Consider the following 13,824-nt stretch of genomic DNA (forward strand, 5'->3'; position numbering starts at 1 on the left):
CACGCGGTCGGGCGGATGACTCGCCCATTGCACGCTGGGCGGACCGTACATAACCGATCTCACCCTGACGACGGCTTAACGGATTAAGGCTTCAATGGAAATCTTTGGCGTTCCGCTACCGGCGATGCTGAGCCAGTTGTTGCTGGGGCTCGTGAACGGCTCGTTTTACGCGATTCTGAGCCTAGGCCTTGCTGTGATCTTCGGCTTGCTCAACGTGATCAATTTCGCGCACGGCGCGTTGTTCATGCTTGGCGCGATGCTCGCGTGGATGGGCCTGTCGTATTTCGGTCTGCCGTACTGGGTGATGCTGGTGCTCGCACCGCTGATTGTCGGCGTGTTCGGCATCGTGATCGAACGCTCGATGTTGCGCTGGCTGTACAAGCTCGATCATCTGTATGGGCTGCTGCTCACCTTTGGACTCACGCTGGTTGTCGAAGGTGTGTTCCGTTCGATCTACGGTTCTTCCGGCCAGCCCTACGACGTGCCCGCAGCACTCTCCGGCGCGACCGATCTCGGCTTCATGTACCTGCCGAACTATCGCGCGTGGGTGGTGGTGGCGTCACTTGTGATCTGCTTCGCGACGTGGTTCGTGATCGAGAAGACGCGCCTTGGCGCCTATCTGCGCGCAGGCACTGAAAACCCAAAGCTGGTCGAGGCGTTCGGGGTCAACGTGCCGTTGATGATCACGCTCACCTATGGCTTCGGCGTCGCGCTGGCGGCATTCGCCGGCGTGCTGGCCGCGCCGGTGATTCAGGTCTCGCCGCTGATGGGCCAGCCCATGATCATCACCGTGTTCGCGGTGGTCGTGATCGGCGGCATGGGTTCGATCATGGGCTCGATTCTGACCGGCCTGATGCTCGGCGTAATCGAAGGGCTGACGCGTGTGTATTACCCGGAAGCGTCGGCGACCGTCGTCTTCGTGATCATGGCGCTCGTGTTGCTGGTGCGCCCGGCGGGTCTCTTCGGCAAGGAAAAATGATGCAGAGAAAAGTGCTTTACGGTCTGCTGCTGATCGCGCTGCTCGCGGTGCCCGTGCTCGGCATCTATCCGCTGTTCGTCATGAAGGTGATGTGCTTCGCGTTGTTCGCGGCGGCCTTCAATCTGCTGATCGGCTACACCGGTTTGCTCTCGTTCGGTCATGCGATGTTTCTCGCCTCGGCCGGTTATGTCACTGGCTATGCAATGCAGACGCTCGGCTTCTCGCCGGAACTGGGGGTGCTGGCCGGCACTGCTGCGGCGACGCTGCTTGGTCTGGTGGTCGGCCTGTTTGCGATCCGTAGGCAGGGCATCTACTTTGCGATGGTGACGCTGGCGCTCGCGCAGATGGTCTACTTCGTGTTCCTGCAGGCGCCGTTCACGCACGGCGAGGACGGGCTGCAAGGCGTGCCGCGCGGCAAGCTGTTCGGCTTGCTGGACCTGTCGCCGGACGCGACGCTCTATTTTGTCGTGCTGGCCGTGATGGTGGCGGCGTTCCTGCTGATCGTGCGAATCGTGCACTCGCCGTTCGGACAAGTGCTGGTGGCGATCAAGGAGAACGAGCCACGCGCCGTGTCGCTGGGCTACGACACCAATCGCTTCAAGTTGCTGGCTTTCATTCTGTCCGCGGGGCTGGCCGGTTTGGCGGGCTCGCTCAAGGTGCTGGTGCAGGGCTTTGAAACGCTGAGCGACGCGTACTGGACCATGTCGGGCCTGGTGATCCTGATGACGCTCGTCGGCGGCATGGGCACCTTGTTCGGCCCGCTGCTCGGCGCGACGCTGATCGTGGCGCTCGAAGACCGGCTCGGCGATATCGGCACGGCGCTGGCAGCCACTACCGGAATCGATTGGTTCCGCTCGCTTGGCGAGTCCGTGACCATCGTGACGGGCTTGATTTTCATTGCCTGCGTGCTGGCGTTCCGACGCGGCATTGTCGGTGAGATTGTCGCGCGAGTGCGGCCATTGCGAGCCTGAAACGGCAGCAGAATTTAAATTGATTTGGTCTCCGATATAATTCGGTACCTTTGAATCGGCCAGAGTTGCTCCTGTGTTGTGCGAGAATTGACACCCGCCGTCAAAGGCGCGCGAAACGTGCCCCAAATTTGTGCCGCAGTGCACCACTAGGGTAATTGCTAGTTGTAAGGGATTAGGTGCTCGTTTAATCTTCATGCAGTTCTGATGCACCACGAATTTTGCAGGTGGAGAACGAGGAGACAATGAGGCACTCAGTGCCCAGACGAAAGCGCTGTTGGATTGATATCCAACAGCGCTTTTTATTTGGCTTTTTCATAAAGCGCCATTCAAATCTTCCGCTAATTCGGTGACGCTTTTTTATTCGCCGAACCACGTCCGGATTCATCCGTTTCCAGCCTGCAAAATGCTTGCAGTGCGGGGCTTTCGTCCGCTAAACTCGCCATTCACCGACCGCCTGGTCGGCGATTGAAATTCACGGATTTAAATTCAATTGAATGACGGGGTAGTTCGAGGAGCAGGATGAAGTCGGCATTGCGTTGGATAAGCGCGGCATTGGTCGCAACGGGAGTATCCGCAGCATGGAGCGGCCATGCATTCGCGGACGTGAAAATCGGTGTAACGGTATCGGCAACCGGGCCGGCTGCATCGCTTGGTATTCCGGAAAAGAACACAATCGCGCTGCTGCCTAAAGAGGTGGCGGGCCAGAAAATCGATTACATCGTGCTGGACGACGCCACGGATTCGACCCAGGCCGTCAAGAACGCGCGCAAGCTCACCAGCGAAGATCACGTGGATGCATTGATCGGTTCGACCGTCGTGCCGAACTCGCTGGCCATGATCGACGTCGCCGCAGAAAGCACTACGCCGATGATTTCCATGGCCGCGGCGGCGAGCATCGTCGAACCGATGGACGCGAAGCGCGCATGGGTCTTCAAGACGCCGCAGAACGACATTCTGATGGCCACCGCGATCGCGCAGCACATGGCGAATCACGGCGTGAAAACAGTCGGGTTCATCGGCTTCGCGGATGCGTATGGCGAAAGCTGGTTCAAGGAGTTCGGCAAGGCGGCCGATCTCGCGAAGATCAAGGTCGTCGCGAACGAACGCTTCGCGCGTAACGATGCTTCGGTGACCGGCCAGGTGCTGAAGATCATGTCGCAGCATCCCGACGCGGTGCTGATCGCCGGCGCGGGCACCCCGGCTGCGTTGCCGCAGAAGACCCTCAAGGAGCGTGGCTACCAGGGCAAGTATTATCAGACGCACGGCGTCGCCAACAATGACTTCCTGCGTGTGTGCGGCAAGGATTGCGAAGGCACCTATCTGCCGGCCGGTCCGCTGCTGGTGGCGGAGCAACTGCCCGATTCGAACCCGGTGAAGAAGACTTCGCTCGCGTATAAGCATGCGTATGAAGCCGCATACGGCGCCGGTTCGGTGTCGACATTCGGCGGTCACGCATGGGATGCAGGCTTGCTGCTGCAACGCGCGATTCCGCTTGCGCTAAAGAAAGCCCAGCCGGGCACGCCTGCGTTCCGCGAAGCGCTGCGTGCGGCACTCGAAAACACGAAAGACATGCCCGCTTCCCACGGCATCTTCAACATGAGCGCGAACGACCATGCTGGTCTCGATCAGCGGGCGCGTGTGATGGTGGAGATCGTCGGCGGTAAGTGGAAGCTGTCCGGCGACTGAGCGAAGGCGAAGCGATACGGGACCCCATCAAAAAAGACGCGAGCAGTTGACGCGTCTTTTTTATTGACCGCGTTCGATGAAAGGTGATGAAAGAGCGGTCAAAGTGGGGTTAACGCAACGTGGCTGGGTAGCGGGTTTCGGGACAAACCCGCATTCGGGCGACAGTCTATTGACCGCAATTGATGCAAAACGCAATACTACTAACATGTTAGTGGTTGGTGCATAAGAAGTCGCAGCAGTGGTTCGCAGCAGGGGAGTAGCACCAGAACGGCGAGGGCGTTGACGCTGAGCAGGGAAAACCATGCTTGGCATGCCTGAACCCTATAACTAGATTCAGACACCCGGCCCGTGCGCCGGCTTACAGATACGCGCTTCAAAGCGTTTGGAGACTTGCATGAAAAAGACAAAGCAATGGGTACGCACCGGTATCGCGATGGCGTTGATGTGCGGCGCGGGCGCTGCCTTCGCGCAGGTGAAAATTGGCGTCACGCTGTCCACCACGGGGCCGGCCGCATCGCTCGGGATTCCTGAAAAGAACACGATCGCGTTGCTGCCGAAAGAGATCGGCGGCAAGACGGTGCAATACATCATCCTCGATGACGCATCGGATACCGGCAAGGCCGTGCAGAACACGCGCAAGCTGATCGACGAAGACCACGTCGACGCCATCATCGGTTCGACCGTTACGCCGAATTCGCTGGCGATGCTCGATCCCGCAGCCGAAGGCAAGACGCCGGTGATCTCGCTGGCGGCATCGGCCGCGATCATCTCGCCGATGGACGCCAAGCGCGCATGGGCCTTCAAACCGCCGCAAAACGACAGCCTGATGGCTGACGCGATCGCCGACTACATGGAGCATCACGGCGTAAAGACGGTCGGCTTTATCGGCTTTGCGGATGCATACGGGGACGGCTGGAACAACGTGTTCACCGCTGCGGCTGCGGCACACAATCTGAAGATCGTCTCCAACGAACGCTTTAACCGTACCGATGCGTCGGTGACCGGCCAGGTGTTGAAGACGATGAGCGCGAACCCGGACGCGGTGCTGATCGCCGGCGCGGGCACGCCGTCGGCACTGCCGGCCAAAACGCTCAAGGAGCGCGGCTATAAGGGCAAGGTCTATCAGACGCACGGTGTCGCGAACAACGACTTCCTGCGCGTATGCGGCAAGGATTGCGAAGGCGAATTCCTGCCGGCCGGCCCGATCCTCGTGGCGGATCAATTGCCGGATTCGAACCCGGTGAAGAAGTCGTCGGAAGCCTACAAGGCGGCGTATGAGAAAGCGTATGGCACGGGTTCGGTGGCGACGTTCGGCGGTCACGCATGGGATGCCGGTCAGATGCTGCAAGCTGCGATTCCGGTCGCACTGAAGACCGCTCAGCCGGGCACCGAGGCGTTCCGCGAAGCACTGCGTAGCGCGCTGGAAAACATCAAGGAACTGCCGGTCTCGCACGGCATCATGAACACCACGCCGACCAACCACAATGGCCTCGACAAGCGTGCACGCGTGATCGTGCAGATCGTCGACGGCAAGTGGAAGCTGCAGAACGACTAACAACAAAAAGCGGTACGCGCCTCTCGCGCAACTTGCGGCGCATGACTGATGCCGCATTGCCATTCTGTTCGATAACAATGGCAACGACCGCCGCGCCGTGTCCCGGCGCGGCGGTCGCCTTTTCTGGCATTGCAGGCCGGTGGCCGGCCGCGGGTTCTGCCGCCACGACTGTTTCCCGATTTCGATTTCGACGCTTCAGGACGAGGAAGTATGGATCTATCAATTGCGGCGATCCTCGCGCAGGACGGCATCACTACCGGCGCGATTTACGCGCTGCTCGCGCTCGCGCTGGTGCTGGTGTTCTCTGTGACGCGAGTGATCTTTATCCCGCAGGGGGAGTTTGTGTCGTACGGTGCGCTGACGCTTGCCGCACTGCAGACGCAAAAATTTCCTGCGACGTGCTGGTTGCTGATGGCGATGGGCGCGGCGTGCTTCGTGGTCGAGATCGCGGGGCTGGTGCGGCACCCCGAAAGGCGTCGGCATGCGGCTCGCACGCTGGTGATGCTGGTCGGCAAATATCTGCTGTTCCCGGTCGCGGTCTACGCGCTCACGCAAGGCGTTTTCCTGCACCCGCTGCCGATGATCGCGCAGATCGCGCTGACGCTGCTGATCGTCATTCCGATGGGACCGTTCGTCTACCGGCTCGCCTATGAGCCGATCGCGGAGGCAACCACGCTGCTGTTGCTGATCGTGGCGGTGGCCGTGCACTTTGCGATGGTCGGCCTCGGGCTCGTGATGTTCGGTGCGGAAGGCTCGCGCACCACGGCGTTCTCCGACGCGACCTTCACTCTCGGCAGCCTGTCGATCTCCGGACAAAGTTTGTGGGTGGTCGGCACGGCGGTGGTGCTGATCGGCGGCCTGTATCTGTACTTCGATCGCTCCATTTCCGGCAAGGCGTTGCGCGCGACTTCGGTGAACCGGCTCGGCGCGCGGCTCGTCGGCATCGGTACGACGCAGGCGGGGCGTCTCGCGTTCACGCTCGCTGCGGGCCTCGGTGCGCTGTGCGGCATCCTCGTCGCACCCTTGACCACCATCTACTACGACTCCGGCTTCCTGATCGGTTTGAAGGGCTTCGTGGGGGCGATTATCGGCGGCCTGGTCAGCTATCCGCTGGCTGCCGCGGGTTCGATCCTCGTCGGTTTGCTGGAGTCGTATTCGTCGTTCTGGGCGAGCGCTTACAAGGAAGTGATCGTGTTCACGCTGATCATCCCGGTGCTGCTGTGGCGAAGTCTGGCCAGCCCGCACTCGGAAGAGGAAGAGGAGTGACACGATGAAACGGATCATGCAAAACAAGTTCTTCTGGTTGTTCCTCGTGGTGCTGTTCGCGCTGCCGGTGCTGCCGCACCCAATTCACGTGCCCGAGTACTGGGTGACGTTGCTCAACTATATCGGCCTCTATTCGATCGTCGCGATCGGTCTCGTGCTGCTGACAGGTATCGGCGGGATGACGAGCTTCGGGCAGGCAGCGTTCGTTGGTATCGGCGCGTATGCGACCGCGTATCTGACCACGAAGTACGGCGTCTCGCCGTGGCTCGCGTTGATCGCGGGCGTGGTGGTGACGGCGTTGATCGCGCTGATGCTGGGCCTCGTGACGATGCGGCTGTCGGGCCACTTTCTGCCGCTCGGGACAATCGCGTGGGGGCTGGCGCTGTTCTACCTGTTCGGCAACCTGGAGATGCTCGGCAAGTACGACGGCATCAATGGAATTCCCGTGCTGAATGTTTTTGGCATCGACCTGGAGTCCGGCCGCCATATCTATTACCTGATCTGGGTGGTGGTGCTCGGTGCGGTGATTTCTGTTCAAAACCTGCTTAATAGCCGGCCGGGGCGAGCGATCCGCGCCTTGCGCGGCGGCGGGATGATGGCCGAGGCGATGGGCGTCAACACGGCGTGGATGCGGGTGGTGATCTTTGTCTATGCCGCGGTGCTGGCATCGATTTCCGGCTTTCTGTACGCCCATCTGCAGCGCGCGGTGAATCCGACGCCGTTCGGTCTGAACCACGGTATCGAATTTCTGTTCATGGCGGTGGTGGGTGGTGTGTCGCATGTCTGGGGCGCGGTGCTCGGCGCGGCGATCCTGACGGTGTTGCAGGACTATCTGCAAACCTTGCTGCCGAAGCTGCTGGGCGAGAACGGCAACTTCGAAGTGATCGTGTTCGGCATTCTGATGGTTTTGCTGCTGCAATACGCTCGCCAAGGCGTTTGGCCGTTTGTCGCGCGGTTTTTCCCGAAGGGGCCGCGCGCGCATCTGTCGGACCATGCCGAGCCGTTGCCGCAACGCAGCAAACCGGCCGCAGGCGAAAACTTGCTGACGCTGAATAAAGCTCGGAAGCAGTTCGGCGGTCTGGTCGCGGTGAACGATGTCAGCTTCGAGGTGAAAGCAGGGCAGATCATCGGTTTAATCGGCCCGAACGGCGCCGGCAAGTCGACCACCTTCAATCTGGTCACGGGCGTGCTGCAAGCGACGAGCGGGGAGATCACCTTCCGCGGCGAACGCATCGATTCGCTGAGTTCACGTGAAATCGTCAAGCGCGGCATTGGGCGCACTTTCCAGCACGTCAAGCTGCTGCCGGGCATGACGGTGCTGGAGAACGTTGCGATCGGCGCGCATCTGCGCGGCCAAGCCGGCGTGTGGCGCAGTGTTGCGCGGCTGAACGGTGCCGAGGAAGCACGCCTGATGGCTGAGGCGGCACGGCAGATTCGTCGTGTCGGGCTGGAGCAACACATGTACGACGAGGCGGGCAGCCTGGCGTTGGGGCAACAACGCATTCTCGAAATTGCACGTGCGTTGTGCTGTGACCCGACTCTGCTGTTGCTGGACGAGCCCGCCGCTGGTCTGCGGTATCAGGAAAAGCTGCAGCTGGCGGACTTGCTGCGTCGGCTGAAGGCTGAAGGCATGAGCGTGCTGCTGGTCGAGCACGATATGGATTTCGTGATGAATCTCACCGACCGGCTGGTGGTGATGGAGTTCGGCACGCGGATCGCAGAAGGCTTGCCGCAGGATGTCCAGCAAGACCCGGCGGTGCTTGAAGCTTATCTGGGTGGGGTGGAGTGATGGAGAATACGATGAATGCAACCGCACCGATTCTCGACGTGGATGGTTTGTCGGTCCGCTATGGCAAGGTTGAAGCGCTGCACGGCGCCGCGATTAAAGTGCGGCCCGGGCAAATTGTCTCGGTGATTGGGCCGAACGGCGCGGGTAAATCCACGTTGCTGAACGCGATCATGGGCGCACTGCCCACTACGGGGCATGCGAAAGGCGCGGTCCTTTACCAGGGTGAAGACGTCAGCGCCGTGCCAGTCGAAAAGCGGGTTGCGCGCGGCATGTGTTTGGTGCCGGAAAAGCGCGAACTGTTTGCGTCGATGACTGTTGAAGACAATCTGGTGCTCGGCGCGTATCGGCGCAAGCGGGCAGGGGAGCGTAACTTTCTCGATCAACTCGAACCGGTCTTTACGCTTTTTCCTCGCTTGAAAGAGCGTCGGAAGCAGGCAGCCGGTACGTTGTCGGGTGGCGAAAGGCAGATGCTCGCGGTCGGACGTGCGTTGATGGGCAAACCCGATCTACTGATGCTTGACGAGCCGAGTCTGGGTCTGGCGCCGCTGATCGTGAAGGAAATTTTCCACATCATTAGTGCGCTGCGGCAGACCGGTGTTGCCACGCTGCTGATCGAGCAAAACGCCCGTGCTGCGCTGCAGATCTCCGATTATGGTTACGTGCTTGAAACCGGTGAGCTGGCGCTGGAGGGGCCCGCAGCCGATCTGGCGCAAAATCCACGCGTGATTGAGACGTATCTGGGGCTGGCCAAGAAAGTGGCTTAGGTCTCTATTTTCGGTTGAATCGGCGTGGTTCAGAGCGGTGTGTTTCACGTGAAACACACCGCTTTTTTGTTGCCTGGCCATTCGGACGAAATTCGGGCCTAAACCGAACCCGTTATAATTCGCCCATACATTTTCCTTTGAAAGGCTCACGCGACGATCTGGCGTGAGATCCGCGATGCTTTTTCCCACAGAATTTGACGTAATCGTCGTCGGCGGCGGTCATGCCGGCACCGAAGCCGCCTTGGCTTCGGCTCGCATGGGCAATACCACGCTCCTACTGACGCATAACATCGAGACCCTCGGTCAGATGAGCTGCAACCCGTCCATTGGCGGGATTGGCAAGGGCCATCTGGTCAAAGAAGTCGATGCGCTTGGCGGAGCCATGGCGGCCGCGACGGACGAGGGCGGTATTCAATTCCGCATCCTCAATTCTTCGAAGGGGCCTGCTGTTCGCGCAACGCGCGCGCAGGCGGACCGTCTGCTGTACAAGCAGGCGATCCGGCATCGGCTGGAGAATCAGCCGAATCTATGGCTGTTCCAGCAAGCGGTCGACGATCTGATGGTGGAGGGCGACCGGGTGGTCGGCGCGGTCACGCAGGTGGGGATTCGTTTCCGCTCGCGCGCCGTGGTGCTGACGGCCGGGACATTCCTCGACGGCAAAATTCACGTGGGTTTGAACAATTACACGGGCGGCCGCGCCGGGGACCCGGCTGCGGTATCGTTGTCTGCCCGCCTCAAGGAATTGAAGCTGCCGCAAGGCCGTCTCAAGACCGGCACGCCGCCGCGAATCGACGGGCGGACGATCGATTTTTCGATGCTGGAAGAGCAGCCGGGCGATCTGGACCCGGTGCCAGTTTTCTCGTTTTTGGGACGTGCGGAGCAGCATCCGCGTCAAGTACCGTGCTGGGTCACGCATACGAACGAACGTACGCACGACATTATCCGCGGAGGTCTCGATCGATCGCCGATGTATACGGGCGTGATCGAAGGGGTCGGGCCGCGGTACTGTCCGTCGATCGAGGACAAAATTCACCGTTTCGCGTCGAAGGAATCGCATCAAATCTTCCTCGAACCGGAAGGGCTGACGACGAACGAGTTCTATCCCAACGGGATTTCCACCAGTCTGCCGTTCGACGTACAACTGGAGCTCGTACGTTCGATGCGGGGCTTGGAGCACGCGCATATTCTGCGGCCAGGCTATGCGATCGAGTACGACTACTTCGATCCGCGTGGGCTTAAGGCGTCGCTGGAAACCAAAGTGATCAACGGGCTATTCTTTGCGGGCCAGATCAACGGCACAACCGGCTACGAAGAAGCTGCTGCGCAAGGTTTGCTGGCGGGGATCAACGCCGGCTTGCAGGTGCAGGGCAAGGATGCATGGTGCCCGCGCCGCGATCAGGCGTATCTGGGTGTTCTCGTCGACGATCTGGTCACGCGTGGAGTGTCGGAGCCGTACCGCATGTTCACGAGCCGCGCCGAATACCGGCTGAGTCTGCGTGAAGATAACGCCGATATGCGCCTGACCGAGATTGGGCGCGAACTCGGCGTGGTCGACGACGTTCGTTGGGACGCATTCAGCCGCAAGCGGGATGCTGTTTCACGTGAAACAGAGCGTCTTCGCGCGACGTGGGTCAATCCTAAGACGTTATCGGCGGAAGAGGCGACTGCTTTGCTCGGTAAACCGATCGACCACGAATATAGTCTCGCTGACTTGCTGCGTCGTCCGGGCGTGACGTACGACGGCGTCTGCGGTTTGCGCGCAGGCGCGTGCGCTGCGCCTGAAATATTGGCCGAAGACGACGTTCTGCTCGCCCAGATCAAGGAGCAGATTGAGATCGGCATCAAGTATCAGGGCTATATCGACCGTCAAGCCGATGAGATCGAGCGGAATGAGTCGCACGAAAGCACGCGTTTGCCTGAGGGATTGGATTACGCCGAGGTAAGAGGGCTGTCGTTCGAAGCGCGTCAGAAACTGACGCAATTCCGCCCCGAAACCATCGGTCAGGCGTCGCGTATCTCCGGCATTACGCCGGCGGCGATCTCCTTGCTGATGGTTCACCTGAAGCGTGGTTTGGGACGTCGTGCCGCGAAACCCGCCGAACCCGGCACCGATAGCACGCCGGTGGTGCAATGACGCTGGTGCAGAAGGGAGGCGGTAACGAGGCGTTGGCGCCGCTGCTGGCAAGCGGCGTAGGCGAACTCGGCCTCGATCTGAGCGACGCGCAACTTGGCAAACTGCTCGACTACGTTGCGCTGCTGTCCAAGTGGAACGCCGTCTATAACCTGACGGCGATTCGCGATCCGCGGCAGATGCTGATTCAGCACATCCTGGATTCGCTATCGATCGTGCCGCATCTTGCTACGCGCGGCGCATCTTCCGTGCTGGACGTGGGTTCCGGTGGTGGCCTCCCTGGTATCGTGCTGGCTATTGTGCTGCCCGATTGGACCGTCACCGTGAACGATATCGTTCACAAGAAGACGGCTTTTCAGGCGCAGGCCAAAGCCGAACTGGGCCTTGCGAATCTGTCGGTCGTCACGGGCCGCGTCGAGACTTTGCAGCCGGGCGCCGAAGTACCGGCGAAGTTCGACGTAATCGTGTCGCGCGCATTCGCAGAGCTCGCGGATTTCGTTACACTGGCCCGTCATCTGGTTGCGGAGCAGGGCGCGATCTGGGCGATGAAGGGCGTGCGCCCGGATGGTGAGATCGAGCGCCTGCCGGCGGGTGCTCACGTAGAGCAGATCATTCGGCTGAACGTGCCGTCGCTCGACGCAGAGCGGCATCTGATCAAGGTTTTGGTGGACGCCGACAACTGACGGCCACCGGCACGCTCGGGGCGCACTCCAGCTACAAAACGCTTCCTACTTTATTCAAGCAGTTTCAAGCAGCAAAAGGGACACACCAACGATGGCAAAAATCTTCTGCGTTGCAAACCAGAAGGGTGGCGTCGGCAAGACGACGACGGCAGTCAATCTGGCCGCGAGCCTGGCAGCGCAGGGACAGCGAGTCCTTCTCATCGATCTGGACCCGCAGGGCAACGCCACCATGGGCAGTGGCATCGACAAGGCCGCATGCGCGAATACCGTCTACGAGGTACTCGTTGATGGGGTGTCGGTGGCGGATGCGCGAGTCCGTCCGGAGGCTGTCGGCTACGACGTGCTGCCTGCGAACCGTGAACTGGCGGGTGCCGAAGTCGAACTGGTCAGCGTGCAGAACCGCGAGCGTCAAATGAAGATCGCCTTGACGGCGGTCGAAATCGAATACGACTTCGTGCTGATCGACTGCCCGCCGGCGTTGTCGCTGCTGACACTCAACGGCTTGTGCGCCGCGCATGGCGTGGTGATCCCGATGCAGTGCGAGTACTTCGCGCTCGAGGGTCTGTCTGACCTGGTCAACACGATCAAGCAGGTGCACGCGAACCTGAATCGCGATCTGAAGGTGATCGGCCTGCTGCGCGTCATGTTCGACCCACGCATCACCTTGCAGCAGCAAGTCTCGGATCAGTTGAAGGAGCACTTCGGCGACAAGGTGTTCGACGCGGTGATTCCGCGCAACGTACGTCTTGCCGAGGCGCCGAGCTATGGCCTGCCGGGTGTCGTATTCGATAAGGCCTCGCGCGGCGCGCAGGCGTATGTGCAGTTCGGTGCAGAGATGATTGAGCGGGTGCGCACATTGAATGACGCGCCCCAGGCGTCCTAAGCGGATCGAGGAAGCACAATGAATGCAGTAGCAAGAAAGAAGGGGTTGGGCCGCGGTCTTGAAGCATTGCTGGGTGGCAGTGCCGATATCACCGAGGTGGTGACGATCGAGGGTGCGCCGAACGTGCTGCCGCTCAGCAAGCTGCAGGCGGGCAAGTACCAGCCACGCACGCGCATGGACGAAGGCGCGTTGCAGGAGCTGGCAGCCAGCATCCGTGCTCAAGGGCTGATGCAGCCGATTCTCGTGCGGCCCGTGTCGGCGGATAAGTACGAGATCATTGCCGGCGAGCGGCGTTTCCGCGCGGCACGCATAGCCGGTCTCGATGAGGTGCCGGTGCTGGTGAAAGACGTGCCGGACCAGGCCGCCGCGGCGATGGCGCTGATCGAGAATATCCAGCGTGAAGATCTGAATCCGCTGGAAGAAGCGCAGGGCATTCAGCGCTTGCTCGACGAGTTCAATTTCACGCACGAGCAGGCGGCTGAATCGGTGGGCCGCTCACGCAGCGCCGTATCTAATCTGCTGCGTTTGCTCAACCTGGCGACGCCGGTGCAAACCATGTTGCTGGCGGGTGACCTCGACATGGGACACGCACGTGCGTTGCTGGCCGTCGACGCCGCGACGCAAATCACACTGGCCAATCAGGTCGTCAACAAGCGCATGTCGGTCCGCGAGACCGAAAAACTGGTGACGGCGACCACCAAGGCTGCGCCGACAGTGAAGGCGCGGGCGAATCAGGACGGTGGCCGCGACACACGACGGCTCGAAGAGGAGTTATCCGATCTGCTTGCCGCAACGGTTAAGATCAAGCTCGGCCGACGCGGCCGCGGCCAGGTGTTGGTGGACTTCGGCGATCTGGACGCACTGGAAGGCATTCTTGTCCGGCTGCGGGGTAACGCTACGGCGTGAGGGTGGCAGGTTCGATCTGCGGCGGACGTTGAGCGGGCTTGCGGCCTCGTTGGGCCGCGCGTCTGCTGGCCGCTCGCAAAAGCCGTCAGGCGGGGTTCTCTTCGATAGCAGCGACGTCGCGGTTGTACTTGCCGCAGGCGTCGCCCGGTTGATGAATTCTCAGATCGATCGGTAGCCTACGCGGATTCGCATTGGATTCCTGATTATTTGG

11 protein-coding genes are annotated in these 13,824 nt (G+C 60.7%); all 11 read left to right on the top strand.

The features are described 5' to 3' along the window. Positions 1–94: 94 nt before the first annotated feature. The 11 genes from HWX91_RS05745 (at position 95) to HWX91_RS05795 (ending at position 13,613) form a co-directional block, all read left to right on the top strand. Positions 95–979, top strand: coding sequence for a branched-chain amino acid ABC transporter permease (locus HWX91_RS05745; protein ID WP_028198421.1), 885 nt, complete (start codon positions 95–97; stop codon positions 977–979). Further along, positions 979–1,950, top strand: a complete 972-nt coding sequence (locus tag HWX91_RS05750) for a branched-chain amino acid ABC transporter permease (protein ID WP_028198422.1) — start codon at positions 979–981, stop codon at positions 1,948–1,950. Before HWX91_RS05745 ends, HWX91_RS05750 begins: the two co-directional genes overlap by 1 nt. A gap of 519 nt (positions 1,951–2,469) precedes the next feature. Further along, positions 2,470–3,636: an ABC transporter substrate-binding protein gene (locus tag HWX91_RS05755; protein ID WP_028198423.1), complete on the top strand. Its 1,167-nt coding sequence runs from the start codon at positions 2,470–2,472 to the stop codon at positions 3,634–3,636. A gap of 394 nt (positions 3,637–4,030) precedes the next feature. After that, positions 4,031–5,191 carry an ABC transporter substrate-binding protein gene (locus HWX91_RS05760; RefSeq protein WP_028198424.1) on the top strand — a complete coding sequence of 387 codons (1,161 nt, stop codon included), beginning with the start codon at positions 4,031–4,033 and terminating at the stop codon, positions 5,189–5,191. Positions 5,192–5,401: 210 nt separating this feature from the next. Further along, positions 5,402–6,457, top strand: a complete 1,056-nt coding sequence (locus HWX91_RS05765; RefSeq protein WP_028198425.1) for a branched-chain amino acid ABC transporter permease — start codon at positions 5,402–5,404, stop codon at positions 6,455–6,457. A 4-nt stretch (positions 6,458–6,461) separates the two neighbouring features. Further along, positions 6,462–8,246: a branched-chain amino acid ABC transporter ATP-binding protein/permease gene (locus HWX91_RS05770; protein ID WP_051743507.1), complete on the top strand. Its 1,785-nt coding sequence runs from the start codon at positions 6,462–6,464 to the stop codon at positions 8,244–8,246. Between the two features lie 11 nt (positions 8,247–8,257). After that, on the top strand, positions 8,258–9,010 hold the full coding sequence (locus HWX91_RS05775; RefSeq protein ID WP_174459557.1) for an ABC transporter ATP-binding protein: 753 nt from the start codon (positions 8,258–8,260) through the stop codon (positions 9,008–9,010). Positions 9,011–9,185: 175 nt separating this feature from the next. Beyond that, entirely contained in the window at positions 9,186–11,144 is a 1,959-nt protein-coding gene (gene mnmG, locus HWX91_RS05780) for a tRNA uridine-5-carboxymethylaminomethyl(34) synthesis enzyme MnmG (protein ID WP_028198428.1), read from the top strand. After that, on the top strand, positions 11,141–11,824 hold the full coding sequence (gene rsmG / locus HWX91_RS05785) for a 16S rRNA (guanine(527)-N(7))-methyltransferase RsmG (protein ID WP_028198429.1): 684 nt from the start codon (positions 11,141–11,143) through the stop codon (positions 11,822–11,824). Before mnmG ends, rsmG begins: the two co-directional genes overlap by 4 nt. Before the next feature lie 91 nt (positions 11,825–11,915). Continuing rightward, positions 11,916–12,707 carry a ParA family protein gene (locus HWX91_RS05790; RefSeq protein ID WP_028198430.1) on the top strand — a complete coding sequence of 264 codons (792 nt, stop codon included), beginning with the start codon at positions 11,916–11,918 and terminating at the stop codon, positions 12,705–12,707. Between the two features lie 18 nt (positions 12,708–12,725). Beyond that, entirely contained in the window at positions 12,726–13,613 is an 888-nt protein-coding gene (locus HWX91_RS05795; RefSeq protein ID WP_028198431.1) for a ParB/RepB/Spo0J family partition protein, read from the top strand. Positions 13,614–13,824: the final 211 nt, after the last annotated feature.

The sequence above is a fragment of the Paraburkholderia fungorum genome (assembly GCF_902833645.1).
In the GTDB taxonomy this organism is placed as follows: Bacteria; Pseudomonadota; Gammaproteobacteria; order Burkholderiales; family Burkholderiaceae; genus Paraburkholderia; species Paraburkholderia fungorum.

What these genes read in the sequence shown, in the direction of transcription:
- HWX91_RS05745 (WP_028198421.1), top strand. Translation starts at nt 95, where the DNA reads ATGGAAATCTTTGGCGTTCCGCTACCGGCGATGCTGAGCCAGTTGTTG.
- HWX91_RS05750 (WP_028198422.1), top strand. Translation starts at nt 979, where the DNA reads ATGCAGAGAAAAGTGCTTTACGGTCTGCTGCTGATCGCGCTGCTCGCG.
- HWX91_RS05755 (WP_028198423.1), top strand. Translation starts at nt 2,470, where the DNA reads ATGAAGTCGGCATTGCGTTGGATAAGCGCGGCATTGGTCGCAACGGGA.
- HWX91_RS05760 (WP_028198424.1), top strand. Translation starts at nt 4,031, where the DNA reads ATGAAAAAGACAAAGCAATGGGTACGCACCGGTATCGCGATGGCGTTG.
- HWX91_RS05765 (WP_028198425.1), top strand. Translation starts at nt 5,402, where the DNA reads ATGGATCTATCAATTGCGGCGATCCTCGCGCAGGACGGCATCACTACC.
- HWX91_RS05770 (WP_051743507.1), top strand. Translation starts at nt 6,462, where the DNA reads ATGAAACGGATCATGCAAAACAAGTTCTTCTGGTTGTTCCTCGTGGTG.
- HWX91_RS05775 (WP_174459557.1), top strand. Translation starts at nt 8,258, where the DNA reads ATGAATGCAACCGCACCGATTCTCGACGTGGATGGTTTGTCGGTCCGC.
- mnmG (WP_028198428.1), top strand. Translation starts at nt 9,186, where the DNA reads ATGCTTTTTCCCACAGAATTTGACGTAATCGTCGTCGGCGGCGGTCAT.
- rsmG (WP_028198429.1), top strand. Translation starts at nt 11,141, where the DNA reads ATGACGCTGGTGCAGAAGGGAGGCGGTAACGAGGCGTTGGCGCCGCTG.
- HWX91_RS05790 (WP_028198430.1), top strand. Translation starts at nt 11,916, where the DNA reads ATGGCAAAAATCTTCTGCGTTGCAAACCAGAAGGGTGGCGTCGGCAAG.
- HWX91_RS05795 (WP_028198431.1), top strand. Translation starts at nt 12,726, where the DNA reads ATGAATGCAGTAGCAAGAAAGAAGGGGTTGGGCCGCGGTCTTGAAGCA.